The 25,047-nt window shown below is 31.2% G+C and carries 26 protein-coding genes; 21 read left to right on the top strand and 5 right to left on the bottom strand.

Annotated features, from left to right (window positions below):
- Positions 1-3: 3 nt before the first annotated feature.
- Together ACWJKS_RS15905 and ACWJKS_RS15900 are read right to left on the bottom strand one after the other, a co-directional pair.
- Positions 4-450: a ferritin-like domain-containing protein gene (locus ACWJKS_RS15905; RefSeq protein WP_216302605.1), complete on the bottom strand. Its 447-nt coding sequence runs from the start codon at positions 448-450 to the stop codon at positions 4-6.
- A gap of 276 nt (positions 451-726) precedes the next feature.
- A complete protein-coding gene (locus tag ACWJKS_RS15900) occupies positions 727-3,039 on the bottom strand; it encodes a diguanylate cyclase (protein ID WP_462959957.1) in 2,313 nt (770 codons plus the stop codon).
- Positions 3,040-3,297: 258 nt separating this feature from the next.
- Here ACWJKS_RS15900 and yidA point away from each other — a divergent pair, with 258 nt between their 5' ends.
- Positions 3,298-4,122, top strand: a complete 825-nt coding sequence (gene yidA / locus ACWJKS_RS15895; RefSeq protein WP_220286172.1) for a sugar-phosphatase — start codon at positions 3,298-3,300, stop codon at positions 4,120-4,122.
- Between the two features lie 242 nt (positions 4,123-4,364).
- Here yidA and ACWJKS_RS15890 read toward each other — a convergent pair whose 3' ends face one another.
- Positions 4,365-4,508: a hypothetical protein gene (locus ACWJKS_RS15890; RefSeq protein ID WP_216302609.1), complete on the bottom strand. Its 144-nt coding sequence runs from the start codon at positions 4,506-4,508 to the stop codon at positions 4,365-4,367.
- A 229-nt stretch (positions 4,509-4,737) separates the two neighbouring features.
- Here ACWJKS_RS15890 and ACWJKS_RS15885 point away from each other — a divergent pair, with 229 nt between their 5' ends.
- The gene (locus ACWJKS_RS15885) at positions 4,738-5,568 is read left to right on the top strand and encodes an N-acetylmuramoyl-L-alanine amidase family protein (protein WP_462959956.1); all 831 of its coding nucleotides are present in this window, start codon (positions 4,738-4,740) and stop codon (positions 5,566-5,568) included.
- A 65-nt stretch (positions 5,569-5,633) separates the two neighbouring features.
- Here ACWJKS_RS15885 and ACWJKS_RS15880 read toward each other — a convergent pair whose 3' ends face one another.
- Entirely contained in the window at positions 5,634-8,186 is a 2,553-nt protein-coding gene (locus ACWJKS_RS15880; RefSeq protein ID WP_462959955.1) for an FAD-dependent oxidoreductase, read from the bottom strand.
- Between the two features lie 271 nt (positions 8,187-8,457).
- Here ACWJKS_RS15880 and ACWJKS_RS15875 point away from each other — a divergent pair, with 271 nt between their 5' ends.
- The 18 genes from ACWJKS_RS15875 (at position 8,458) to ACWJKS_RS15790 (ending at position 23,553) form a co-directional block, all read left to right on the top strand.
- Entirely contained in the window at positions 8,458-9,348 is an 891-nt protein-coding gene (locus ACWJKS_RS15875; RefSeq protein WP_220320123.1) for a DegV family protein, read from the top strand.
- Positions 9,349-9,397: 49 nt separating this feature from the next.
- Positions 9,398-9,856: a COG2426 family protein gene (locus tag ACWJKS_RS15870; RefSeq protein WP_220286168.1), complete on the top strand. Its 459-nt coding sequence runs from the start codon at positions 9,398-9,400 to the stop codon at positions 9,854-9,856.
- Between the two features lie 557 nt (positions 9,857-10,413).
- The gene (locus tag ACWJKS_RS15865) at positions 10,414-10,767 is read left to right on the top strand and encodes a DUF6514 family protein (RefSeq protein ID WP_165412522.1); all 354 of its coding nucleotides are present in this window, start codon (positions 10,414-10,416) and stop codon (positions 10,765-10,767) included.
- A 351-nt stretch (positions 10,768-11,118) separates the two neighbouring features.
- Complete coding sequence (gene acpS / locus ACWJKS_RS15860; protein ID WP_165412523.1) at positions 11,119-11,517, top strand: holo-ACP synthase; 399 nt, start codon at positions 11,119-11,121, stop codon at positions 11,515-11,517.
- Positions 11,518-11,658: 141 nt separating this feature from the next.
- Positions 11,659-12,273 carry a germination lipoprotein GerS-related protein gene (locus ACWJKS_RS15855; protein WP_216302614.1) on the top strand — a complete coding sequence of 205 codons (615 nt, stop codon included), beginning with the start codon at positions 11,659-11,661 and terminating at the stop codon, positions 12,271-12,273.
- Positions 12,274-12,305: 32 nt separating this feature from the next.
- Positions 12,306-13,466, top strand: a complete 1,161-nt coding sequence (gene alr, locus ACWJKS_RS15850; RefSeq protein ID WP_216302615.1) for an alanine racemase — start codon at positions 12,306-12,308, stop codon at positions 13,464-13,466.
- 159 nt (positions 13,467-13,625) lie between these two features.
- Entirely contained in the window at positions 13,626-13,946 is a 321-nt protein-coding gene (locus ACWJKS_RS15845; protein WP_165412526.1) for a CopG family ribbon-helix-helix protein, read from the top strand.
- Entirely contained in the window at positions 13,906-14,253 is a 348-nt protein-coding gene (locus ACWJKS_RS15840) for a type II toxin-antitoxin system PemK/MazF family toxin (protein WP_071614469.1), read from the top strand. Before ACWJKS_RS15845 ends, ACWJKS_RS15840 begins: the two co-directional genes overlap by 41 nt.
- Positions 14,254-14,599: 346 nt before the next feature.
- On the top strand, positions 14,600-15,424 hold the full coding sequence (locus ACWJKS_RS15835) for a transketolase (protein WP_165412527.1): 825 nt from the start codon (positions 14,600-14,602) through the stop codon (positions 15,422-15,424).
- A complete protein-coding gene (locus ACWJKS_RS15830; protein WP_462959954.1) occupies positions 15,424-16,362 on the top strand; it encodes a transketolase family protein in 939 nt (312 codons plus the stop codon). Before ACWJKS_RS15835 ends, ACWJKS_RS15830 begins: the two co-directional genes overlap by 1 nt.
- Positions 16,363-16,599: 237 nt before the next feature.
- Positions 16,600-17,286, top strand: a complete 687-nt coding sequence (ftsE, locus tag ACWJKS_RS15825; protein ID WP_165412528.1) for a cell division ATP-binding protein FtsE — start codon at positions 16,600-16,602, stop codon at positions 17,284-17,286.
- Positions 17,276-18,172: a permease-like cell division protein FtsX gene (gene ftsX, locus ACWJKS_RS15820; protein WP_462959953.1), complete on the top strand. Its 897-nt coding sequence runs from the start codon at positions 17,276-17,278 to the stop codon at positions 18,170-18,172. The genes ftsE and ftsX overlap by 11 nt, the downstream gene beginning before the upstream one ends.
- 344 nt (positions 18,173-18,516) lie before the next feature.
- On the top strand, positions 18,517-19,725 hold the full coding sequence (locus tag ACWJKS_RS15815) for a S41 family peptidase (protein WP_462961086.1): 1,209 nt from the start codon (positions 18,517-18,519) through the stop codon (positions 19,723-19,725).
- 251 nt (positions 19,726-19,976) lie between these two features.
- A complete protein-coding gene (locus ACWJKS_RS15810; protein WP_462959952.1) occupies positions 19,977-21,275 on the top strand; it encodes a PDZ domain-containing protein in 1,299 nt (432 codons plus the stop codon).
- Between the two features lie 403 nt (positions 21,276-21,678).
- Positions 21,679-21,936: a hypothetical protein gene (locus ACWJKS_RS15805; RefSeq protein WP_216302620.1), complete on the top strand. Its 258-nt coding sequence runs from the start codon at positions 21,679-21,681 to the stop codon at positions 21,934-21,936.
- Between the two features lie 399 nt (positions 21,937-22,335).
- Entirely contained in the window at positions 22,336-22,854 is a 519-nt protein-coding gene (locus ACWJKS_RS15800; RefSeq protein WP_462959951.1) for a hypothetical protein, read from the top strand.
- Positions 22,844-23,044, top strand: a complete 201-nt coding sequence (locus ACWJKS_RS15795) for a helix-turn-helix transcriptional regulator (RefSeq protein WP_165412532.1) — start codon at positions 22,844-22,846, stop codon at positions 23,042-23,044. The genes ACWJKS_RS15800 and ACWJKS_RS15795 overlap by 11 nt, the downstream gene beginning before the upstream one ends.
- Positions 23,045-23,169: 125 nt before the next feature.
- On the top strand, positions 23,170-23,553 hold the full coding sequence (locus ACWJKS_RS15790) for a helix-turn-helix domain-containing protein (RefSeq protein ID WP_462954355.1): 384 nt from the start codon (positions 23,170-23,172) through the stop codon (positions 23,551-23,553).
- Between the two features lie 58 nt (positions 23,554-23,611).
- Here ACWJKS_RS15790 and ACWJKS_RS15785 read toward each other — a convergent pair whose 3' ends face one another.
- Entirely contained in the window at positions 23,612-23,947 is a 336-nt protein-coding gene (locus ACWJKS_RS15785; protein WP_216302625.1) for a YnfA family protein, read from the bottom strand.
- Between the two features lie 163 nt (positions 23,948-24,110).
- Between ACWJKS_RS15785 and ACWJKS_RS15780 the strand changes: the two genes are divergently transcribed.
- Positions 24,111-24,914, top strand: a complete 804-nt coding sequence (locus tag ACWJKS_RS15780) for a lipid II flippase Amj family protein (RefSeq protein WP_462952753.1) — start codon at positions 24,111-24,113, stop codon at positions 24,912-24,914.
- The last annotated feature ends 133 nt before the right edge of the window (positions 24,915-25,047 follow it).

Here is a 25,047-nt window from a genome sequence, read left to right as displayed (position 1 = left end):
ATGTTATTTTTTGTTTAAGGTAAATAAATAATTGTATTTTACACTATGCTTTATTTCATCAGTTATAATGTTGAAAAGTATATCTCTATACATTGTACATGGAAGTCCTCTTCTGATTTCTCGATATCTTTCCACAGCACCCAGTTCACCAAATAATGCTTTTTTAATACCATCAAGGTAAGAAATAGGTTTCACAAATTCCTCATCGTCTTTAAGTAGTACATCTATTCCAGTGATGTTATTATATATTTGTCTAAACATTTTATTATGTCCGCGTTCATCATCTCTTATAGATGCAATAATTTTTTTTTCATCGTCTGTAGGAGCAACGCTTATTAAGTAGTCATAGAACAATTCATCTTCTTTTTCACCTTGAACTGCTGCTCTAATACCTTCTAAGGAGTTTGATAATAAATTTGGATCATACGTAATATATGGATTTCCGTACATTTTAACCCTCCTTGTAGTGAGTTAGTTGTAGGTAACAACTATTAATTGTTAAACCACTATTATGCATAATATGAAGGACGTATGATATTTGTTACTAAAAAAACGGAGAAAAGTTTGATGTTAAAATAATTAATTGATATAGCAGTAGATAAAATGTTATGAACTTTATAAAAAATCTTGATTATTTAATGAACCTATGAATGGGTTAGATGAAGAGTCTGTTGAGCTGATATAGGAACAACTTGCGGAAAACAATGTGGATAACTTTTTTCTAATTCACTCAGCGGTGTATAAATTACTCTTAGAGTCCAAATTTATTGATACAACTTTATTTTTACCAAGAGCCTTTGCTCGGTACATGGCTTTGTCAGCTGCTATGCATAAATAATCCAAATCTTGAACAGTAGGAGTAAGTGTAGCAACTCCAAGGCTTGAGGTGATAGGTATTGAATCTGATGTTCTAATAATTAAAGGATTATTTTCTATAGCACTGCGCAGATTTTCTCCGATTATTTCAGCGCCTTCAAAGGAGGTATTAGGTAATAATATAATAAATTCTTCACCCCCAAAACGACCTAAAACATGATTTTCACTTAGATTTTCTAAGCAAATTTTCGATAGACGTTTTAAAACTAAGTCTCCAGTATGGTGGCCTAGGCTATCGTTAATTTTTTTGAAATCGTCAATGTCAATCATAATGAATGAAATAGGTTGTAGCAATAATTTAGCCTTATCAAAGCTTATATTTGCAAGTTCAAAAAAACTTCGTCTGTTGTACAAATTAGTTAGAGAGTCAATGCAAGCTAGCTTTTTAGCTTTGCCATGCAAGGTAGCATTTTCTATAGCCATTCCTGCATGGTGGGAAAAGGATAAGGCTATATCACAGTGATTCTTAGTATAAATGTTTTTTTGAACGGAATCTAATGTTAAGATTCCAATGATTTTATTTTTAAAGATTATAGGGATGCCCATCCAACTTTCAATATTGGGTAGACCTATATAATGCGTAAAACGTGGATCTTGTTTAACGTTCGAAACTAATAAAGTAGTATTAGTTTCATATATTTCTTTAAATAGCTTATCATCTTTTTTACTTATGTGAATTTTGTATACCTCATTTATGTTTTTGAAACCAGTTCCCGCCATAATATTGAAATGGTTGTTTTCTTCCATGAAAAATGATGCGCTGTCATAAGGCACTAATTGTTTTAAATTTTTTAATAATTTATCTAGAACTTCTTCTAAATTCAAGGTTGAATTTAGAAGAAAGGTAGATTCTCTAAGCTTCTCTCTTAAAAGACACTGTTCATTTTCCTTAGATAAAGTTTCGATTTTTTTATATGCTTTAGAATGATTCATTGCCAATATAAAAGTATTTAAAAGTACGATAATGAAGAATCCTAATAAAGAATAGTCATTTAAATTATTGATACCTAGATAATGTAGTATGGATATAGCGCATATTACGATAATTATTAAGTAGCTAATTGTAAGAATTAAGATCCTTTGTTTTTTTCTATGATAAGCTTTTAATATAGCGAAAGTAGTATACCCAATGATTAACAAAGTGAATATTTGAAATATCCTAAGGAGTTTTGAAGCAATTAGTGGGGAAATAAAAACAGTAGTAACTATAAAGAATAGGAAAAAAAAGTTATAGATTATTATAATTTTTTTTGAGTAATTTAGTTTAAAAACTACGCATGTGTAAATAAGTATAAAATAAACTGCTGCATAGAAAGTTAAGTAGTCCAGTTTAAGAGCTAGGCTATAGCTTACGTTATCATATAAGGTTAAAAAATAATTGTTACCAACAGTTAAGGCCCTTAAAGATGCAATTATGCAAAAAATACCAAAATAAAGATTAGAAGTATCATCTATTCTAAAAGCATATAACCATAAGTGATATAAGCCCATTATAATCAGTATACCAAAGTAAAAAAATTCAAGTGCAATTGATGCATCTCTTTTATTCGCCATTTGGGACTGCAATCCTAGATAAATATTGCCACGGGTACCTCCTTCTCTAAAGTTATGATTTGAAATTTGAAGTACTAAATGTATTTTGTCATTATTATTTATAAAATAGCTGGTAATTGGAAGAGATTTAGGAAGCTGGGAAGAACTACTTTTGCCAACAATACCATTAGATGAAAAGAGCTGTCCATTAATCCATAATTTATATGAAGATAACATGGGAGGAACACTTATGCCTAAAAGTGTATCTTTATATTTTGAATTTAAATTTATTGTTAAACTATATGTAGCATAACCATTAGAATCATAATTTTTATTATATTTATTCCAAGGCATTGGCATTTCTATATAAGAGGGAAGGGGAGAACTATTAGTAAAATCTTTTGGCGATAGTAATTGCTGCCAGTAAAATTGCCATTGCCCGTCAAGGGAAGTATATCCATCTTTATGAAAATCCCAATTTGTAAGTTCAAGTACTCCTTTTTGTGAAGGAATATTTGAAGATGCATTGGGCGTAGCCAATTTATTTAAGGAGAAAACGACATATAATAATGCTGCTAAAATAAGGATAGATAGAGTAATAATCAGTGGTTTTTCTTTTTTTAGCATCATATATATAACCTCCTTATAAGTGTAAGTGTGCTATTTTACATATTATAGTCATTATATTACCTAAGTATAGTAAAAATGACATTATTTTATGTGAAACTTAACGGTATGATATGCTTTAATTCATAATAAATATATGAATTTAGTTATTTTGAATATAAAATTACCGGAGAATTTATAGAGAATGAAATCCATTACTTATAAAATTATATGTTATACTTAAACTGGTCTAAGAAATGTTTTTAACACGGAGGTAATTGAATGTATAAATTAATAGCACTAGATATGGATGGAACATTATTAAATGATAAAAAACAAATTTCACAAGTGAATTTTGACGCAATACAACAAGCAAAAAAAAATGGAATAAAAGTTGTACTAGCATCAGGAAGACCTTTAGTTGGGTTTAAAAGATATTTAGAAGAACTTAACTTAATTTCAGAAGATAATTATGCAGTAGCATTTAATGGAGCTTTAGTTCAAAATACTGAAGGTAACAGAACGATAGCTAAAACAACATTAACTATTGAAGATTATAAATATTTGTATGAATTAAGCAAAGAGCTAAAGGTGAATATACATGCATTAACAGAGAATACGGTAATTTCGCCTAAGGATACTAAATACACTAGAAATGAAGCAGAAATGAATCATATTTCTAATGAGGTAATAGCTGTTGAGGATGTAGAAGAAGGTACTACTATAGTTAAGGTTATGTTTGTGGACGAGCCAGACATTATAGATGAAGTAATGCAAAGAATTCCTGAAGAAGTAAGTGATAAGTACACAATAGTTAGAAGTGCACCTTTCTATTTAGAGTTTCTTCATAAATCAGTTAATAAAGGTACAGGGGTAGCGGCTCTAGCGAAGGAGCTAAATATTAAACAAGAAGAGGTTATATGCATAGGAGATGCAGGTAATGATATTCATATGATTAAATATGCCGGATTAGGAGTTGCTATGGGGAATGCATTCCCAGAAGTTAAAAGAGCTGCAAATTTTATAACTAAAACTAACGAGCAAGATGGGGTTGCACATATTATTAATAAGTTCATTTTAAATGGCGAAGAAGAATTCGCGATATAAAAGATATTAAATAATAATAATTATTGACAAATAGGCAAAATTAATATACAATAAAACTATAGAAACTTCTAATACATATAGTACTAATAATCTTTATCCCCCCAAGAAAGAGACTAAATTAATGCTAGAACCCAATCCCTTTATTTAAACAAATATAAAAAAGCTAGCAAAATTTAATTTTGCTAGCTTTTTATTTTTTTGTATAGATATTTCAGTTTTTTCTCTTGATTTACTGACCTATTCTAATGATGCAATATTATAGTGCTAGTTAAGGCATCGCTCGGTTCTAGTAGGACTTTTTCTAAGTTCTGGAGATCCTCTATTTTATTAGCTTTTTCTATTTTATCACGGTCTTCATCGTAATATATATCGTCTTTGTGTGGCATTAAAATTCCTCCTTTTTAAAATTTGATTACTAATGTTATTATCTTAGGCTTTTTAGCTCCTCGTAATACTATGAAATTTTTGGAATATAATGTACAAAACATAACAGTGAACATATGCTTTTTTATTTTAGCTGCTAATCTGATATAATTATGGTTATGTTAATAAATAAATGGGGAAATAAGCAATAATATTTTTTGTTGTATGCAGAGAAAGGCTGGGGGATTTAAAATGTTAAAAAAGAAAAAAATAATATTAGCGTTCATGTGTTTAGCTATTTTGGGCGGTGCATTATATAGCACAAACTATGCCGTAAAAAAACATGAAAGATCTGTACAAACTATGAAGATTAAAGAAGAAGAAGCAAAAGCAAAAGCTTTGATAGAGAAAAAATCACAGATTAAAACTGATGAAGATAAGAAAAGCTCAATTGGAAGTTCTCGAAAAGTTGTTGTTATAGATCCAGGACATGGCAGTGTTACTAGTAGCAAAAAAGAGCAACAAGATCCAGGTTCAAGTACAATGAAAGTAATTGAACCGGGTGGTGCTCAGGGTGTTAATACAAGAACTCCTGAATACGTGGTTAATATGGCGGTAGCAGTTAAACTCAAAAGTGTACTACAGGAAAAAGGATATACTGTAAAAATGACTAAAACGCAAAATAACATAGTTATGGGAAGTAAAGCAAGGGCTGAGTTCGGCAATGATAATCAGGCGGATTTAGTTATAAGAATCCATGCGGATGGAGATGATAATTCATCTGTTAAAGGAGCATCAATGCTTGTACCTGCAGATACTAAAAATACAAATGCAATATATAAGACAAGTAAAAAATATGGAGAGATAGTTTTTAGTAGTTTAATTAATAAGGTTGGTATGAAGGATAGAGGCGTTGTGGAAAGAAATGATATGACAGGATTTAATTGGTCTAAGGTACCTGTTATTTTAGTGGAAATGGGTTTTCAATCTAATGCTTCTGAGGATAAATTGCTTGCAAGTGACTCTTACCAAGATAAGATAGCGAGGGCATTGGCAGAGGGTATTGATCAGGCACTAAAGTAAAAGTATAATTAATAAAATAAAAAAGGCACATAAGACCGTAAAGTCCTGTGTGCCTTTTTGTCTTATTAAATCAAAGAGTCCTTCATTACTTCTTCAAGTGATTTTGACTCCTCAATGTCACTTATTAGTTTGGCGGAGGATTTGTTGTCTCCAATTATAATTCCACCGGTTATGATGTCTTTATTAAAGAATAATTTTTTGTATAGGTTGTTTTCACTATCTTTCGAGCTAATAGCTTTAAATTGATTCTTTGAAATCTCACCTACGGATAATAGTTCTAGGCCCATGGCGTTAAAGGATATAACACCAAGTGCGTGCACATAGGATTTATTATCTCCTACTGCGTTTATACCTGCAATCTTACCCATGTCTACAGCGGCAGGCCAATTTCCATATACGGTGCCTTCAAATTCTGCAATGTCACCGCAGGCATATATGCCACTAATATTAGTTTCCATATTTTCATTGACTAGTATGCCTCTGTTAGTTTTTATATTAGTGTTATCAGCTATGTTTTTGTTTGGTGCAATACCTGTTGAAAATAGTACTAAGTCTGCATCTATTGTTTTTCCACTTTTGAGTGTAACTGATGTAACACCGTTTTCACCGTTTATAAGATTTACTGAATCTCCCAATATAATTTCAATATTTTCGTTTTCAACTGCAGTTTTAAGTATAAGGCTACCTTCACTATCTAATTGCTTAACAAGTAGGGAATCACTAAATTCCACTACAGAAACTTTGAGGCCAGCCTTTTTTATTTCATATGCAGCTTCAAGACCTAAAAGTCCACCACCTACAATAACTACGCTTTTGGAGGTCTTCATCTTATTCTTAATGGATTCTAAATCCTTTAGACTTCGCAGTGTGAATACTCCTTGTTTATCTACTCCTTCTACAGGAATCATATGGTTTTTACTCCCATTTGCTAATATTAGTTTATCGTAACTTATAGCGGTACCACCCTCAAGTAATATTTGCTTTTCTTCAGGGTTTAAGCTTTGAACTTGCACTCCTAAGGTAAGCTTTATATTGTTATCCACATACCACTCTTTTGCAGAGAGGTAGAAAGTATCATCTTTAAGGTCTTCACTTATGCCATCGGAAATTGAAGGTCTGTAATAGGTTAATTGTGATTCATTAGATATCATTTCTATAACGCATTGTTTGTTTCTTTTTCTTATGGCATCAGCAGCATAATATCCAGCAGCGCCGTTACCAATAATTAAGAATTTTTCTTTTTTATCAGAACTAAAGGTAATTACATCTTCTGATACTTGAATAAATTGATCAGCACTTGCACCACAAGCAGGGCAAATTTCAGGTGGTTTCTCTCCAGCAAATTCTTCGCCACAAACGATGCATTTCCATCGTTTCTCTGTAGAAGGTTTAGCGGGACTGTTTTTTATTTTAATTTTTTCAGCTATTTTCTCCGCAAAACTTTCTCCAAATTTAAAGGCAAAGTTTAAATCTTTTTCAGAAGGTTTAAATTTAAATTTCATAGAAGGATATAAATCCAGATTAATTTGTTTTAATCTATCCTCTATATTTGGAACAGCCTCACCACTCCAACCATAAGAACCAAATGCGGAGGCTACTTTTCCACCATGAACTATAGGATTTAAATTTACTAGAATATCCCATATAGGTTTTAGAGCGTCTCCATTTATGGTAGGAGAACCAAAAATTATTCCCTCAGACTTACCTATGCTTTTTAAAATATCATTCATATCATGATAGATAACATCATACATGTTAACTTTGAAATTACTATTTGATTTTATACCTTCTTCTATTTTTTTAGCTACAGTTTCAGTATAACCATAAGCTGAAACGTAGCATAAGGTAACATGTATTTCGTCTTGGGCTGATTTTTCGGGAAGGCTCCACTGTTTGTATTGATTTACGACACTTAAGGGATCTTCTCTTAAAATAGGACCATGACCTGGGCATATTATATCTATTGGAAGGTCCTTTATTTTATCTATAGCTTTTAACACATAAGGTTTAAAGGGTCCCATAATAGAGTCAAAGTAATATTTTAAGGCTTCGCAATAATCTTCTTGGTTTCGGTTTAAATCATTATACATCGCATCACTTGCGTAGTGACTTCCAAAGGAATCACAAGTGATAAGTAGCTTGTCTTGTGCAACATAGGTATAAATTGAATCTGGCCAGTGAAGAAAAGGTGCTGAAATAAAAGATAAGGTTTTATTTCCAAGACTTATACTATCCCCATCTCCTACACTTATATATTCAAAATCTCTATTTATGATTTCTTTAAGAAATCCAATTGCTGCAGGTGATCCTACTACTTTAGCGTTTTTAGCAATTTCTAAAAGTTTTCCTACTGAGCCTGCATGGTCTGGCTCAGTGTGATCTACTACTATATAATCAATGTTTTCTATATTAATGTCTAAAGATTTTAATCTTTCTAGATATTCATCAAAAAATTTCTCTTTTACTGTTTCAAATACTGCAGTTTTTTCACTACCTTTTACTACATAAGAGTTATAAGTAGTACCAAAAGGGGTATACATAATTATATCAAAAATTCTAAGATTAGGGTCTAGTGCACCTACCCAGTAAATATCCTTTGTCACTTCTAATGCATTCATTTATATCGCTCCTTTAATAACTATTCGAAAATAATAGTTATTGCTATAAAGTATAGTATAGGAATATTTAGAAAGCAATAACAATTTACCAATTTAGAGCAATTTTATTTTACAGTAAACGCTTTTTATGCTATAGTTTTTAAATGATTGTGTAACAAATTTGAAGAATTATAAAGAAAAATGGCAAAACATTTTTTTATGTGAAAAAGATGTATTTTCCTTCTTAAAGGTTGCCACAATATGATTAATATAAAACGTAGGAGGAATGCAAATGAGAGATTTTGTTATTATGACAGATTCTTGCTGTGATTTGCCCAAGGAATACATTTACGGTAATAATATCCCTTTTGCTATGTTGCCATTTAGTTACAATGGTAGAGAGTACTTAGATGATTTAGGACAAAGCCTAAGTCACAAACAATTTTTTGATGACCTTCGGGAGGGAGCATTACCTAATACCTCTCAAGCAAATTCTGAAAGCTTCTATAAAATTTTCAAATCAGCTGTAGAAAATGGTAAGGATGTAATTTATATTGGAGTGTCTTCAGGCCTTAGTGGCACCTATAACAGTGCTAATATTGGTAAAACTGCTATATTAGAAGAGTTCCCTAATTCGTGTATATATATTGTTGACGTGTTAACAGCATCACTGGGTCAAGGTCTTATGGTTAAAAAAGCCGTGGAAATGAAAAATGAAGGCTACACTTTGGAGAAGATTGTATGCCAAATAGAAGAAAACATACAAAATTTAAATACTTACATCACTGTGCAGGATTTAAATTTTTTAAAAAGAGGTGGAAGGATATCTAATGTAGCGGCTACTCTAGGGCTAGTACTACATATAAAGCCTATACTTACTATTAACCAGGTCGGACGTGTAATGCCAGTACTCAAGGTTCGAGGGCGTAAAAAATCTCTAACTAAGCTTGCAGAAATAGTGAAGGAGAAGATTAAAAATCCTGAAACTCAAACTATAGCTATCTGTCATGCAGATTGTTATGATGAAGCTGTAAGACTTAAAGAGGAAATACTCGCAAAGGTTGTGGTTAAAGAAGTAATTATTCATTATATCGGACCAGTAGTTGGAAGATTTAGTGGCCCAGGGGCTTTAGCAGTGTTTTTCATCGGTGAGAGCAGACAACATCACGTAATAGATATTTAAAATTCTGAAAAATAATTACGAAGATAATTTATAAATAAGGAGAATTTATATGAATTGGTTAAATGTATTATTGTTATCCGCAGTGCCTCTTATGGAGCAGAAAGGTGCTATACCTCTTGGAATAAATTTGTACAATATGAATCCAATAGTAGTATTCCTATTAAGTTTTGTTGGAAGTTTGCTTCCGGTTCCCTTTGTATTGATATGTTTTAATAAAATATTTGAATTGTTAGGTAAATATAAGTTAACTAGTGGTATATATAATCTAATTGATAAAAAAATAAGCAAGAACAAATCTAAATTTGAAAAGTTTGAAGAAATAGCGCTTATAACTTTTATAGCGATACCTCTTCCTACCACAGGCGTTTGGACAGGGACTGCGATAGCTGCTTTTTTAAAGTTGGATTTTAAAAGATCTGTCATGTGTGCTGTTGTAGGATCTTTTCTATGTGGACTTATTATTACAGGATTATCTGTAGCATTCCCAGCGTTTTTAAAGATGCTATAAATTATGATCCCTTACCAATAGGTAGCTTACCTATTGGTAAGGGGTTATTTATTTTTATTGAGGATTATAGTAAAGATGAGTGTACTGTAGTTATTACAGCATTATCAATATTGGAATATTTATGAAAATTAATTGGAGCTTATAGATATAAAATGGTTAAGAGAATAAAGGAAAAAAATACAATTACGTAATGAAATTAAAGAATAGAGAAAATAGTGAATAGAATACCTGATTATCATGACAAATGTTTACATTATAATCATAATTTTCATAATAATGAAGGCGATTATAAAGAATAGTTCTAATTTGTTAAAAAATATTCGATTTTATATTAAAAACTTTTAGTTATTTTTATTATAATTTCGACAAAATAATCTAGCTCATATATATGTGGATGGTTTACTATTCTTTATTAATCGTGGCATTATGGGTGGAAAAGGTTTAAGTTGTCATTTTAAAGAGATAATATATGTGAAACGCATTTCATAAAGTGACAGATTATTTTGAAAAGTAATGTTAATGTATTCTCATAACATAAGTATAGGGGGAAAACATATATGGTAGTTATAGAGAATTTATTAAGAAAAGTAACAGATGGTGATGTAAACCATAATTATTTTTATAGGTTAGTAAAAAGTCAAATTTCCGTTTCAATGTATGGTGAACTTACTGAAATACAAGCTTATGGTATTGAAATAGAAAGACAAGACATAGTTGATGGATCAGTGGTAGGTATACAAAGAGATTGCGTAGAAAACATAAGCCCACAAAGACATAAAGTTAAGAATCTTTTAAAAATGTTATATGACAATACGGTATCACCTATTCACATGATTGACATATTGGGTGATTATATTGATGAATATACTAGTGACTTTGATGAGATTTTGAAAAATATAGCTACTTGCTAATATTTAATTAGTCTAACATATGAGGAAACTGAACCTCTTCCTGAGGAGAATGCTCCTCTTTTTGGTTTACAATGGAAAGTTATGAGACTGTTATAAAATTACTCCAAAAGAACAATGCAGCTGAAAACTATATATTCTTAGTATAACAATTTTTTAATGATGACAATATTATAATTATTGTAAAAATAAAATAATAGATCAATTAGTACAATAAATAATCAAAATTGTATTATATTATTGTGGTAGTAGGAGTATTATATATAGATATCTAATGATAAAATTAACAGCTGTATTTTACGAAATACAAAAACTAAACTTATAAATATAGATCAATGAGTGGGAGTGATGGTTATGATTCTTGGTGTCGGTACTGATATTGTTGAAATACGAAGGATAAAAAAGGCTATGGAGAGCAATGAGAAGTTTTTAGAGAAAATCTTCACAGCAGTTGAATTAGAATATCTTAAAAGCAGAAATTTAAGGGCAGAATATGTGGCCGGAAGGTTTGCTGCTAAAGAAGCAGTAGCAAAGGCTTTAGGGACAGGATTTAGAGGATTTGATTTCAAAGATATTGAAATTGACAGGACAACCCTTGGAAAGCCTGTAGTGAGCTTAAAGGGGAAGGCAAAGTTAATAGCCAAAAAAGAAGGGGAATACAATATTCACCTTAGTATATCTCATGGAGAAGACAGTGCTGTGGCTTATGCTATAGTGGAAGCTACAAAAAAGATTGAAGAAGTTTGTAAGTAGAGACGGGCATTATTCATTGGAATTAGTTATTTTAGTAATAGTATGCAACTATTAGTAATAGATTAGTAGTAGAATATTTCGTTAGATATCTAACAATTGAAAATTCTTTTGCATCTTTAGAGAAACGCTAGGAGGATAACAATGAAAAGAAATTCACTATTAATTTTAAGCTTTTTGCTGATTTTAAGCTCGCTATTATTAACTTCATGCTATAAGAAACCAAAGGATACTAATGATATTACAACATTTTTAAAAAACATGGAAAGTTATACTGCACAAATGAATATGGATGTAAAGAATGATAAACAGACAATTAATTATAAGGCAAGACAAACCTATTTAAGGGGAGGCGGATACAAGCTAGAGCTAAACAAAAACAGAGTATTTATTTTTAAAGCTGATGATAAAATTTATATTAGTGACAAAAACAATGGAACAAAGTATGTACAGAGCAAAGATTTTGATGAAGTCCTTAAATTAAGTTTTATCGGCGAATACATAGGATTATTATATACTAATGAGAAAATAGAATATGATATCAAAACCATTAATGGTATTGAATACACAGTAATTAACTTATTTATTCCTGGTAATAATAAAAATATTAATAATGCGTTGCTTTATGTTAATACTAAAAGTATGTTGCCGGCTAGAATGGTTATTTATGATATCAATGATAAAGAAAAAATTGAGATAAAATATACGGATTTTCTTCCTAACGTAAAAATTGAACAATCAGAGCTTTCAGTTCGGTAGCGTTAGCTATAAATAACAAATGAGGTGAAGGCATGTTTAAACACTTAAGACCCGTGTGGGCAGAGATTGATTTAGATAAGTTAGCTCATAATATGAGAGAAATTAGGCGGGTAGCTAGAAGTGAGAATATTATAGCGGTTGTAAAAGCAGATGCCTATGGGCATGGAGCTGTAGACGTAGCACCGGTACTCATTAAAAATGGTGCCAATAGATTAGCTGTAGCAGAGCAAAGTGAAGCGGTGGAACTTAGGCGATCAGGTATAGAATGCCCAATAATGATTTTGGGGTTTACACCACCAAATTTAATTGATAATTTATTGAAATATGATATTGAACAAACAGTATTCTCTTATAAATTTGCAAGCAAGCTGTCAAGGATGGCTCAAAAGAAAAATAAGGTAGCTAGAATTCACATAGCGGTAGACACCGGTATGGGGAGGATAGGATATCTACCAAATGAGGAAAGCGCTGAAGAGGTATATAATATCAGCAAGCTACCTAACATAATCATAGAAGGGTTATTTTGTCATTTTTCTACAGCGGATGAAAAAGATAAGACCTATACTTATGATCAAGTAAAAAAATACGACGCTTTTTATGAAAAGTTAAAAGAGAAAAAAGTGTACATAAAAATGAGGCATATTGCTAATAGTGCTGCTATTATAGATTTGCCAGAAACTCATTATGAGGCAGTGCGGCCAGGGATAATAGTATATGGCTATTATCCGTCAGGCGAGGTAAATAAGGAAAACATAAGTTTAAAACCTGTAATGACATTAAAAACAAATGTAGTGCACATAAAAACACTACCTGCTGGAGAATATGTGAGTTACGGAAGAAAGTATAAAACAGAGAAGGAAAGTATTATAGCTACACTTCCAATTGGATATGCTGATGGGTATACAAGGCTCTTATTTCAAAAGGGAAAGGTTATATTGAGAGGGAAATTCGCTCCAGTAATAGGTAAAATTTGTATGGATCAGTGCATGATTGATGTTACTGAAATTGATGGAGCCAAAATTGGCGATGAGGTAATATTAATAGGTGAGGATGAAAATAATAAATTTACAGCAGACACAGTAGCAGAATTAATAGGGACGATAAACTACGAAGTAATCTGCATGATTGGAAAAAGAGTTCCAAGAGTTTATGTTAGTGAAGGTAGAGTTGTAAAGATAAAAACATATGTATAATATTCATGCATTATATGTAGAATGAACCATTTAAACATAAAATTACTTGTCGAAAAAAAACGAAAACGCGAATAATTTCTTTGACAGATTGACGTAGGTTGAATTATAATATATTCATACATATTGTTGCTTTACTTATTAGGAGGTATTAAATTTTCTATGTCAACTTCAAAGAAATTAGTAATAAACCTCTCAAAAAAACTTTACAGTGAATTTAATAAGATACTTTCGAAAGATTGTAAAAAAAGAAGTGAATTTATTCGGGAAGCTATAATACTATATATCGAGGGAAAGAAAAATCTTAAATATATAGATGAAATGAAACAAGGATATTTAGAAATGGCTGAGTTAAATTTAGAAATGGCTAATATGGGTTTTGAAATTGATATTAAAGATTTTAAAGAATACGAAGTTAAGCTTTCGGAGAGTGATTTGTCAAATGACAACAATAGTAAAAAGAGGAGATATATTTTATGCTGATTTGAGTCCGGTTGTAGGCTCGGAACAAGGCGGGATTAGACCTGTAATTATACTTCAAAATGATATTGGTAACAAGTACAGTCCCACTATTATTATTGCAGCTATTACTTCCCAGATAAATAAGGCGAAACTCCCTACTCATGTTGAAATTTCTTCAGAAGAGTATGGATTAAATAAAGATTCTGTAGTTTTGCTAGAACAAATAAGAACATTAGATAAAAAAAGATTAAAAGAAAAAATTGGTCATATGACTGATGGAGATATGAAAAAAGTAGATACTGCGCTTTTAATTAGTGTAGGGTTATAAAATAAATAATAGATAGTTTTATACGCAAAAAAAAGTATATATTACGTATAATGCATTGAAGCGAGATTTAGAACTTCTTATTTTATTTTTAATTAAGATGCGTTAAGAAAAACATATGGTTGAGCGAGATAGCGAGGCTATGTTTTTTAGCAGATTAATTTAAAATAAAATTAGTAGTTCTTAGGGAAGCGAATGCATTAATAGTAATATATACTTTTTCTTTTTTATTGTATTTTATAAAAGGTTTAAAAATTATGTTATAATAATTAAATAAGATAAATAGGAATACAGGTAGATAACAATTATTGGTTCTTATCTACACCAAAGCAATATTAGGGGGAGACATATGGAGAAAACATTAGAACAATTAAAAGCAATTACTAAAGAAGTTAGGAAAGATATCGTAACTATGGTTACAAAGTCAGCGTCTGGGCACCCAGGTGGATCGTTATCTGCTGTGGAAATCATAACTACTTTATATTTTAATGAGATGAATGCGGGTCCAGAAAATAAGAATGATCCAGACAGAGATAGATTTGTACTTTCGAAGGGGCATGCGGCACCAGCATTATATAGCGTGCTTGCTAGAAAGGGATACTTTGATAAAAGTGAATTAATGGGACTAAGAAAACTTGGATCAATGCTACAAGGACATCCTAATATGAATACTATTCCAGGAGTAGATATGTCTACAGGTTCTTTAGGCCAAGGGATTTCTGCTGCAGTAGGAATGGCATTAGCTGGGAAACTAGATAAAAAAGGATACAGAGTGTATTCACTGCTTGGAGATGGTGAACTTGCAGAAGGTCAAGTTTGGGAAGCAACTATGTCAGCTGCACACTATAAGCTTGATAATCTAACCGCTTTTGTAGATCATAATAGACTACAAATAGATGGTAAGGTTTCGGAAGTTATGGGTTCTGATCCAGTAGATGCTAAATTTGCAGCTTTTGGATGGAACGTTATTTCTATAGATGGACATGATCTTGTACAAATTAAAAGCGCTTTAGAAGAAGCTAAAAAAACAAAAGGAAAACCAACAGTTATAATTTGCGAAACTGTAAAGGGTAAAGGTGTATCCTTCATGGAAAATGAAGCTAGTTGGCACGGAAGCGCTCCAAACAAAGAACAATGCCAAGAAGCAATAGACGAAATTGGAGGTACTGTATAATGGGTAAAGTTGCAACAAGAGAAGCTTATGGTAAAGCCTTAGCCAAATTAGGATTAGAAAATGAAAATATAGTTGTTTTAGATGCGGATTTATCTAAATCCACTAAAACTGCAGACTTTAAAAAAGTGGCTCCAGAAAGATTTATTAATATGGGTATCGCCGAAGGAAATATGATGTCCGTAGCTGCAGGACTTGCTTCTTGTGGCAAAATTCCTTTTGCAAGTACTTTTGCTATATTTGCAGCAGGAAGAGCTTTTGAACAAATAAGAAACTCTATTTGTTATCCAAAATTAAATGTGAAAATTTGCGCAACGCATGCAGGGCTCACAGTAGGAGAAGATGGAGCATCTCATCAAGCAATAGAAGATATAGCTTTAATGAGAAGTATACCAAATATGCTAGTTATAAGCCCTAGTGATGATGTTGAAACGGAAGCTGCTATAAAGGCTATTATAAAGTACCACGGACCTTGCTATGTAAGGCTTGGAAGATCAGGTGTTTGCACAGTAAATGATGATCCTGAGTACAAATTCGAATTGGGGAAAGCTGTAACGCTTAGAAAAGGACATGATGCAACTATAATAGCTACAGGTATTATGGTAGATGCTGCTTTGGAAGCTTATAACATATTGGCTGAGGAAGGAATAAAGGTTAGGGTGCTTAATATACACACTATTAAACCTATTGATGAAGAGGCAATTATTGTTGCAGCTCGCGAAACTGGATTAATTGTTACCGCTGAAGAACATAGCATTATAGGTGGACTTGGATCGGCAGTAGCTGAGGTTGTTACGACTAATCATCCAGTACCAGTTATGAGAGTTGGAGTTAAAGATACCTTTGGTGAGAGTGGTAAGCCAGAAGAACTTTTAAAAGCTTATGGATTAACTACAGATGAAATAGTTAAAGCTCTCAAAAAGGGTCTTTCCTTAAAATAATTTTAGAGACTTTTATGCGCGTATGTATAAAAGTCTCTAAATAATTTATGCGATAATATTGTTTAACTATAATAAACTTTATTTTTTAGGAAATCATAACGAGCGATTTATTTATAATATTTATAATATTCACGGAAATTTTATATTATAAATTATTACAGGCTTAATCAGTATGTTATAATGTTATTGATGAATTTAATGAAACAAATTACATAAGTATGGTAAGGAGAGTTTAATATGATACAATTTAAAAAAGTAACTAAGATTTATGATAATAATGTAACGGCTTTGTCGAATATTGACATAACTATTAAAAAAGGGGAATTTATATTCATTGTAGGTCCTAGTGGAGCAGGAAAATCTACTTTTGTTAAGATACTTTTAAAAGAGGTAGAACCAACTACGGGAAGTGTTATTATAAATGATACGGATATAACAAAATTACCTAGAAAGAAGGTACCTTATCATAGAAGAAAAATTGGAGTGGTTTTCCAAGATTTTAGATTAATTGAGTCTTTAAATATTTATGAAAATGTAGCGTTTGCACTAAGGGCTACAGAATGTTCTGCAAAGGATATTAAGAAAAAAGTACCTTATGTTTTAGATTTAGTTGGATTATCAAAAAAATATATGGCTTTTCCTCATGAGATTTCAGGTGGAGAGAGACAAAGAGTTTCTCTTGCGAGAGCTATAGTAAATAATCCTACTTTGCTAATAGCAGATGAACCAACAGGAAACTTAGATCCTGAAACTGCATTAGGTATTATGGATATTTTAAAAGATATTAACAAGTCTGGTACCACAGTAGTTATGGCAACACATGCAAAAAATATAGTAGACTCTATGAAGAAGAGGGTAATAGCTATAGAAAAGGGTGTTATAGTTAGAGATGAGCAAAGGGGAAGATACGGTTATGAAGATTAGTACAATTAAAAATTTTGTTATGGATGCTTTAAAAAGCTTAAAAAGAAATAAAACCGTTAGTATAGCGTCAGTGGCTACGGTGGCTGCTACTCTATTTATTCTAGGGGTGTTTTTATTAATTGTTTTTAATGTTAACGCAGGAGTTCAAGAACTAGGAGCTAAGTTAGAGGTGGGAATTTATCTTAAGGATGATATAACAGTAGCAGATAAATCAGCTGTTGAAAATGCTTTAAGCAAAACGCCGGGAGTAACAGATGTTAGATTTGAAGATAAGAACGATGCACTAGCAAAAGTAAAGAAACAATTTGGCAAAGATAGCCAAGCCTTAGTAAAAGGATTTGAAGGTAAAGGGGGAAATCCTTTTCCGACTGCATACGTTGTAAGTGTTACCAAACCTGAAGTAATAAATGATGTGGTTAAGAATGCTACAGGATTAAAAGGCATAGAGGAAATTAAAGATGTCAGACAATATGTTGATAAAATTGTAAAGATAACAAATACTCTTAAAATAATAGGAATTACATTATTTGCAGTTTTAATAACTGTTTCTTTATTCTTAATAGGAAACACAATTAAACTTACAGTTTACTCTAGAAAAAAAGAAATAGGTATTATGAAATTTGTTGGTGCTACGGATTGGTTTATAAGATGGCCATTTATTATTGAAGGCATGATTTTAGGTTTAGCAGGAGCACTTATTTCTACTGGATTACTATATTATGCTTATAAAATGGCTTTCTTAAAGATTACTAATGGATTATTAGGAGCTACTCTTATAAACCCTCATATGATATTAAGTACTACTTTATGGCAATTTATGTTGGGTGGCTTAGTTATTGGAGCCATAGGAAGTTCTATATCGATAAGAAAATTCTTGGTTGTATAGTATAAAAGCATCTTCTGCGAATCTGCACAGCTTCGCAGAGGATGCTTTTACGACTTCAAAAGGAGATCTATGCTTTCACTGAATTTCTGTATTTATTATAGAATGTAACATATACTTATAGAAAGGGAGAACTATCCTTCTGAAATGTCATTAAATTTATTTATTTTCTTATCAGTGTTATAAATTTATTATATTTACATAAATAATATATAGAGAATATATAGATAATATATAGAGAATAATATATAGAGAATAATAAAGAGGTGTATAAAATGGGCGATGAAAATAAGCCTGAAAAATTTAGAGTTTTAGAAAATGGTAGTGGAAAACCTAAAGCAAAGAAAATGAAGTGTATTATATGGATTATAGTTTTAGTACTTATTACTAATACCATAACTTTATTTGTCTCCACTCAAATTTCATTAGGTATTCCAAATGGAAAAGTAGCTATTGGAAGAGAAGCTTATGACCAGGTATTAAAGTTTCAAAAACTATTTTTAGTCAGAAATAAATTGTATGAGTACTATGATGGCAAAATTAGTGATGATGTTTTAGTTGAAGGAGCTATAAAGGGCATGACTGATTCTCTAAAGGATCCTTATACAACTTTTATGAACAAAAAAGAGTTTTCAGATTTTAATTCTCAAACACAAGGAGCTTATACTGGCCTTGGATTACAAGTGGGAGTTAAAGACGATAAGATAGTTGTAATTGCACCCTTTGATGGATCACCAGCTAAAAAAGCAGGATTAATTTCTGGAGATGTTATAGAAAAGGTTAATTCAACAGAAGTCTCTGGAAAAGAACTAGAAAAAGCTGTTACAATGATGAAGGGCAAGGCAAATGAGTCAGTTACCTTAACTATTAATCGAAAAGGGAAAGGTAGTTTTGACATTAGTATGAAACGTGCTAAGATCGATTTGATAACAGTTAAAGGCGAAATGCTAGAAGGCACGGTTGGATATATTCAGCTTACAATGTTTGATGAGAATACTGCTAAGAATTTTGAAAACAAATTATCAGAATTACAAGATAAGGGTATGAAGAGTCTAATAGTAGATGTAAGAGGAAATCCTGGCGGACTTTTAGATCAGGTTGTAGATTTAACATCTAACTTTGTACCTAAAGGAAAGGTTATTGTATCTACAATAGATAAGAATAAGAGAAAAACTGAAGATAAATCTAAGGGAGGCCTCGCAATAGGCATGCCATTAACAGTATTAACAGATGAAGGTTCAGCAAGTGCCTCAGAAATTTTTGCAGGTGCTATAAGGGACTACAAAGTTGGTACTTTAGTGGGAGAAAAAACCTTTGGTAAAGGCATAGTTCAAAGGATGTTTTACAGAAGCGTTGATGGTTTTGATGATGGTACAGCATTAAAAATTACTATATCAAAATATTATACGCCAAGTGGTGAGAATATACATCATATTGGAATAAAACCAGAAGTGCCGGTTGTGTATCCACAAGCACTTAAAGAGAAACCATATGATAGAACTTTGGATCCGCAGTTTAAAAAAGCTTTAGAGATAGCTAAAGATAAAATCAAATAATAAAATAAAAGTATAATTTAAGTATCTACCAATGAATTTGGTAGATACTTGGTTTTTAACGACATTTCAGAAGGGAAGTCTCCTACTTCTATAATCGTAAGTTATATAATATAACAAATAGAAGTTCAGTGGGAATATAAATCACCTTCTGGAGTCGTTAATATTGATCACCGCAGGTGATGATTTGACGACATTTTAATAGCTTATAATATTACGTGTTTCATAGTGATATGAAAGGAGAATTTTAATCAATGGAAATTGCAATACATACTTTAAGAGCAGTTGCGTTTGCAATTGTTGACCCTTCAAATTCGTTTATTTTAATAATAATTGCAATAATTTTTTATAATAAAAATAAGAAGACTGCAGCTATGCAGAAAATGATAATGGGAGAAAGTTTAGATTCACCTTTTGAACTAACTATATCTCAAATTGTAATAGGAATTTTTGCCGGTGCTGTGGCAAGTCTATTATTTACATTTTCAGGGTTAGTCTTTGATGAAAATTCAAATATTTATTTATTGTTTATGGTGTCGTTATTTTTTATGGCATTTAAGCCTGGATATATTAGTTTTTCTTATTCTGGTGCAGTTCTGGGAATAATGAGCCTGGTGTTTAAATATGCATCCAGTACATTACATATGCCACAATTGAATATTATAAACATAGATATTCTGACCTTAATGACACTGGTTGGAATATTACATATTATAGAGGGGATCTTAATAATGATAGATGGCTCAAGAGGAGCTATTCCTGTGTTTACTAATAGAGATCAAAAAATTATAGGCGGGTTCGCCTTAAAAAGATATTGGGCACTACCAATTGCTTTACTTATACTATTAAGTGCGTCTTCATCAGAATTAGCGGTTGGGCAGAACTTCATGATGACTGATTGGAAGGGTTTAATAAAAGGGGACATAGTCAATCGGATTGTAAAAAATTCGGTTATAGCATCTATGGCACTGTATGGAGTTATTGGATATAGTAGCATTACATTTACAAAGCTTAAGAAAAGGAAGGCGCTTACTTCAGGAGCATTAGTATTTACTTATGGTATAGCGCTAACAGCTGTATCGCAATTGCCAGTATTAGGGTCAGTTTTTCAAATATTTATTTTGATATTTGCAGCTATATTGCATGAGGCAATGCTACGACTAGAAAAGTACATGGAGCTCACTTTAAAACCAAAATTTATGAGTAGTGAAGAGGGAATTATGGTACTGGAAGTAGCGCCTAAGTCTCCTGCTTCTGAAATGGGGATTCAAAGTGGAGATTTAATAGTGCAGATGAACAAGAGTAAAATAGAGAATGAAGAAGAACTTATTAACATAGTTAAAGGGAAATTTAATTCAATAAATCTTAAAATTAAAAAACCTTCCGGAGAACTAAAAGATACTAGTTATAGCAGTATGGCTGGAGACAAAAGACTAGGAGTAGTTATTGTACCAAGGGAGTTACCAAAAGATACTGCTATAGTAAAGGTGGATAATGAAACCTTTAAAGATGTGATGAACAAAATGAGAAATAAAGAAAAGGATAAGAAATAGAAAAAGTATGAAGTTTCTCCTACGTGCCTTGCAAACGAACTAAAAACTAGAAATTACATTAAGAAATTCTAATCTTTTGCTTATATAAAATTCTTTAACGCTCATATTCGGCGTCTTGCCTCAGGTTCGCTAGCTTGCACTTCCTGTGCAAGCTTACAAGAATTTTATGTTCGCAAAAGAAGAATTTCTAAATTGAATTTCAATAGTTTTGTCGTTTCTTATTGCAAGTCATTCCGGAGAAACTTCATACTTATTATTTTATATCTTAGTAAAGCCTGAATGATAAAAATGATCTCAAAAGAGTGATATTGAATAAATACTTTAAATATGTTAAAATTAGTTAAAATTGAATTAAATTAGGCGTATATAATCGTTAGCAGATACTGATTTTAGTGAGGTGACTATGAAAAAAAAATATTATTTTGAAAAAATCAGCACAATAGTATGTTTATTGTTAATTTTATTTTCCACCTGGCAACAATTTCAATATAACCATACTACTTTAATTGTTGTATTCGTAGTTGTGTATTCGTTACTAAAAAATAAATTTTTTAAAAATGCAGAATATGAAAATAAAAAAGATTATATTTTTAATATAATAAATATAATTTTACTTTTACCAACTTTATCTTTGATTATCTATATGGTGATTTATAGATAAAATGAATAGCTATATTTTGTTGGTGGTACTAAGTTAAGCTTTATTTTAAAGGAGAATTTTTTGAAAGGCCTTTAAAATAGGCTTTTTTTAATTGTAACGGAAGTCCAAGCAGTACTTCCGTTACAATTAAAGAGACTTAAATAAAACAAATTCTATATTATTAGAACTGTTTTACATACCTCCAACCACTTTAAAAAAAAGAATTTCTAATATTTAAAAATTCTCAATTCCACTGCAATCAATGACACATATGCAGGATTAGAATATATTATAGCAGTGGGAGACTTTCCTTATGCAATGTCGTTAAAGGTAATAAATGTAAAAAAAAGCATTGACATTTATCTAAATATTGTTACAATAAAATGTAAAGATGTATTAACATTTAGGAGGGATTTAGAAATGATTTTAAGAGAAGATGAGCGTGTACAAAACTCTAAACGCATTGCAGTTCGCTATACTTATTTATTTGAAATACTGGGTATATCGGTTTTATGTATTCTATCAATTATGTATAAGAATTTAATATTGATGCCACCTTTATATTTATTTAACTCTTCTATTTATGTTTCAATTTCACTTGATCCACTTATAGCCTTTATAGTGAATACACAAATTTTGTTTATGTTTGCTGCTCAAGCAATATTCAATAAGCGTTTTGGAGGAAAGAGGGAATCATTAATTAGTGGAACTGCTGGATTCAGATTTATGGATGAAAGGGAGCGGAAAGTATCAGATAAAGCTATCAGTGTAACTTTTCTTTATATTAATATATTTCTTATCATATGGGCTGTTATTGACATTTTCATTAGTGGAAAATTAGGATTACCTCTTATAATAATTGGAGTGGTATTCATTATTTATAACATAACTAAAGGGATAATACTTCACAACTTCAAAGAGAAATATCATGAAAAATAGCATCAAAGAACATCGTAAAAGTTATAAATTAACGCAAGAGGAATTGGCTAATAATTTAGGGGTTACTCGCCAAACAATTATAGCTATAGAAAATGATAAGTATAATCCAACATTAGAATTAGCTATGAGGTTAGCAAAGTATTTAGATGTTAGAGTTGAAGAGCTGTTTATATTGAAAGATAAGGAGTAGAGATAAAGACAAACAGTCGCTTTTAGGTTGCTATAGTAATTGCAACCGTAAGTTGACAAGAAAGCAAATGGAAATTGCTAGTATGATAGCTGATGTTAGGGTATTATTTAGGTGGGGTGATGAAGTTGAGTTTTTCAGAAAAATTGCAAACGTTAAGAAAAGAAAAAGGTTTGTCACAAGAACAACTAGCAGGGTTATTAAAGGTATCTCGTCAGTCAATTTCGAAATGGGAATCTGGGCAAACATATCCAGAGATAAATAAACTTATAATATTGAGTGATTTATTTGAAATAACGTTAGATGATCTAGTAAAGGATAAAAATATAGGGTGCACTGATAGTGTAGATGATGAAGATGAAGGTGAAGAATATGATAGGCTAATGATTGGTTGTATGATGTTAGGAACAGCCATTGGATGTGTTACAGGGAATTTTATGTGGGCAACAGCAGGTGGGTTTTTGGGGCTTGGAGTTTCTCATATCCTTAAAGAATTCAAAAGAAAAATTTAAGATAATAAGAAACTGCACTAATTTTTTTGATGCTTATTAAAAAAGACAATAATTTTTTTTATCCTCTTGGAGCATACATAATGATAATAACCCCAATTAGTGCAATGCCTCCGCCAATTAAATCAAATCTGTCTGGGAGTACGTTATCAACTTTCCATCCCCACAAGATTGAAAGGACAATAAATATTCCCCCATAAGTTGCATATACCCTGCCAAAGTTAGCATTTTGAGGTTGTAGTGTAGGAATAATGCCATATAATATCAATAATATCGAGCCTACAATTCCATACCAAAGACTTTTACCCTCGCGTAAAAATAACCAAACAAGATATCCTCCGCCTATTTCAAATATACCTGCTAGCACAAAATAGAAAACTGACTTTATAATTTCCAAATGTATATCTCCTTACCCATTTATGATTTTAAGACACATTTAGATATTATATCATATACATGTTTAATGATAATGATATTGGAAATGTTTATTGAAATTCGATATAATGAAACAAAGGCGTAATAGTATATTAAGAAAAATTAAGGAAGACGGAGGAGAGTATATGTCTAAACAAGTAATAATTGTTTTAATTCTTACGGTTGTCATTTCCATAATTTCAACACTGGCCTATTCTGTAAGAATTGTTGGTGTAAGAACGGGAAGAATAGCGGTATCTTTTGCGGTATTTAATATTTTTTCGTTAATTTCTAGAACTGCAAATACAGTACAAGCACCATTACTAGCTAAAAGGATTGAAGAGACTATAAAAGCCGGGGACCCTCAAAGTTTATTATCTACATTTAGATGGATTCTATTTTCTACAACAATAGCAACAATTATTGGCGCAGCACTCATGCCAACATTTATAAAAATTTTTGGAAAACTTGTTGAATCATTTAGTTATAATCGTTCTATAGCTAAATTGTTATTACACTCGTTTTCAAAATCAGGAATAGAGCAGTTTAAAAGTAGTGTTACAAAACCTAGAAAAGAAAATTTGGGACAATTTAAAACTTTTAAAATGATACCTAAAAAAATAGTTTTAATTAACACCATAGCCTTTTCAATATTAACTGTTGGTGTTTTAGCATCATTGTATGCAGGATGTTTAAATCCAGAACTAAGAAGTACATGTAGTACATTATCAGGTGTGATAACGGGCATGGCAGCAATACTTATGGTTATATTCGTAGATCCATATATATCGATTCTGACAGACGATGTACTAAAAGGAGAATGTAGTCAATTGCAATTTGATAGATGTATAATTTTTATTGTTGGAGGATTAATAGTGGGTACTATTTTAGCCCAGCTTTTATTAGTTCCAGCAGCACATATAATATCTTTTATAGCCAAAGCAATTTAAAATAAAATTTAAAAACACGAATCAACAATTTTTATTTATAAAAAAATGACAAGTGTGTTGTTTTGATGAGGGAAGAGTATGTATGATATAAAGGCATACTTTATGTTATAATTAAAACTCAATTGTAACTTAA

The organism is Clostridium sp. CM038 (assembly GCF_055081105.1).
The sequence above is the reverse complement of the archived record's forward strand: the minus strand, read 5'-3'. Positions and strand labels throughout refer to the sequence as shown.

Bases quoted from the DNA above. Each gene is read 5' to 3' on its own strand.
- ACWJKS_RS15810 (WP_462959952.1), top strand. From the start codon at position 19,977: ATGGAAATTGCAATACATACTTTAAGAGCAGTTGCGTTTGCAATTGTT.
- yidA (WP_220286172.1), top strand. From the start codon at position 3,298: ATGTATAAATTAATAGCACTAGATATGGATGGAACATTATTAAATGAT.
- ACWJKS_RS15905 (WP_216302605.1), bottom strand. From the start codon at position 450: ATGTACGGAAATCCATATATTACGTATGATCCAAATTTATTATCAAAC.
- ACWJKS_RS15875 (WP_220320123.1), top strand. From the start codon at position 8,458: ATGAGAGATTTTGTTATTATGACAGATTCTTGCTGTGATTTGCCCAAG.
- ACWJKS_RS15795 (WP_165412532.1), top strand. From the start codon at position 22,844: ATGAAAAATAGCATCAAAGAACATCGTAAAAGTTATAAATTAACGCAA.
- ftsE (WP_165412528.1), top strand. From the start codon at position 16,600: ATGATACAATTTAAAAAAGTAACTAAGATTTATGATAATAATGTAACG.
- ACWJKS_RS15880 (WP_462959955.1), bottom strand. From the start codon at position 8,186: ATGAATGCATTAGAAGTGACAAAGGATATTTACTGGGTAGGTGCACTA.
- ACWJKS_RS15780 (WP_462952753.1), top strand. From the start codon at position 24,111: ATGTCTAAACAAGTAATAATTGTTTTAATTCTTACGGTTGTCATTTCC.
- ACWJKS_RS15800 (WP_462959951.1), top strand. From the start codon at position 22,336: ATGATTTTAAGAGAAGATGAGCGTGTACAAAACTCTAAACGCATTGCA.
- ftsX (WP_462959953.1), top strand. From the start codon at position 17,276: ATGAAGATTAGTACAATTAAAAATTTTGTTATGGATGCTTTAAAAAGC.
- ACWJKS_RS15830 (WP_462959954.1), top strand. From the start codon at position 15,424: ATGGGTAAAGTTGCAACAAGAGAAGCTTATGGTAAAGCCTTAGCCAAA.
- ACWJKS_RS15815 (WP_462961086.1), top strand. From the start codon at position 18,517: ATGAAGTGTATTATATGGATTATAGTTTTAGTACTTATTACTAATACC.
- ACWJKS_RS15855 (WP_216302614.1), top strand. From the start codon at position 11,659: ATGAAAAGAAATTCACTATTAATTTTAAGCTTTTTGCTGATTTTAAGC.
- ACWJKS_RS15890 (WP_216302609.1), bottom strand. From the start codon at position 4,508: ATGCCACACAAAGACGATATATATTACGATGAAGACCGTGATAAAATA.
- acpS (WP_165412523.1), top strand. From the start codon at position 11,119: ATGATTCTTGGTGTCGGTACTGATATTGTTGAAATACGAAGGATAAAA.
- ACWJKS_RS15845 (WP_165412526.1), top strand. From the start codon at position 13,626: ATGTCAACTTCAAAGAAATTAGTAATAAACCTCTCAAAAAAACTTTAC.
- ACWJKS_RS15805 (WP_216302620.1), top strand. From the start codon at position 21,679: ATGAAAAAAAAATATTATTTTGAAAAAATCAGCACAATAGTATGTTTA.
- ACWJKS_RS15840 (WP_071614469.1), top strand. From the start codon at position 13,906: ATGACAACAATAGTAAAAAGAGGAGATATATTTTATGCTGATTTGAGT.
- ACWJKS_RS15900 (WP_462959957.1), bottom strand. From the start codon at position 3,039: ATGATGCTAAAAAAAGAAAAACCACTGATTATTACTCTATCTATCCTT.
- ACWJKS_RS15885 (WP_462959956.1), top strand. From the start codon at position 4,738: ATGTTAAAAAAGAAAAAAATAATATTAGCGTTCATGTGTTTAGCTATT.
- ACWJKS_RS15870 (WP_220286168.1), top strand. From the start codon at position 9,398: ATGAATTGGTTAAATGTATTATTGTTATCCGCAGTGCCTCTTATGGAG.
- ACWJKS_RS15835 (WP_165412527.1), top strand. From the start codon at position 14,600: ATGGAGAAAACATTAGAACAATTAAAAGCAATTACTAAAGAAGTTAGG.
- ACWJKS_RS15865 (WP_165412522.1), top strand. From the start codon at position 10,414: ATGGTAGTTATAGAGAATTTATTAAGAAAAGTAACAGATGGTGATGTA.
- alr (WP_216302615.1), top strand. From the start codon at position 12,306: ATGTTTAAACACTTAAGACCCGTGTGGGCAGAGATTGATTTAGATAAG.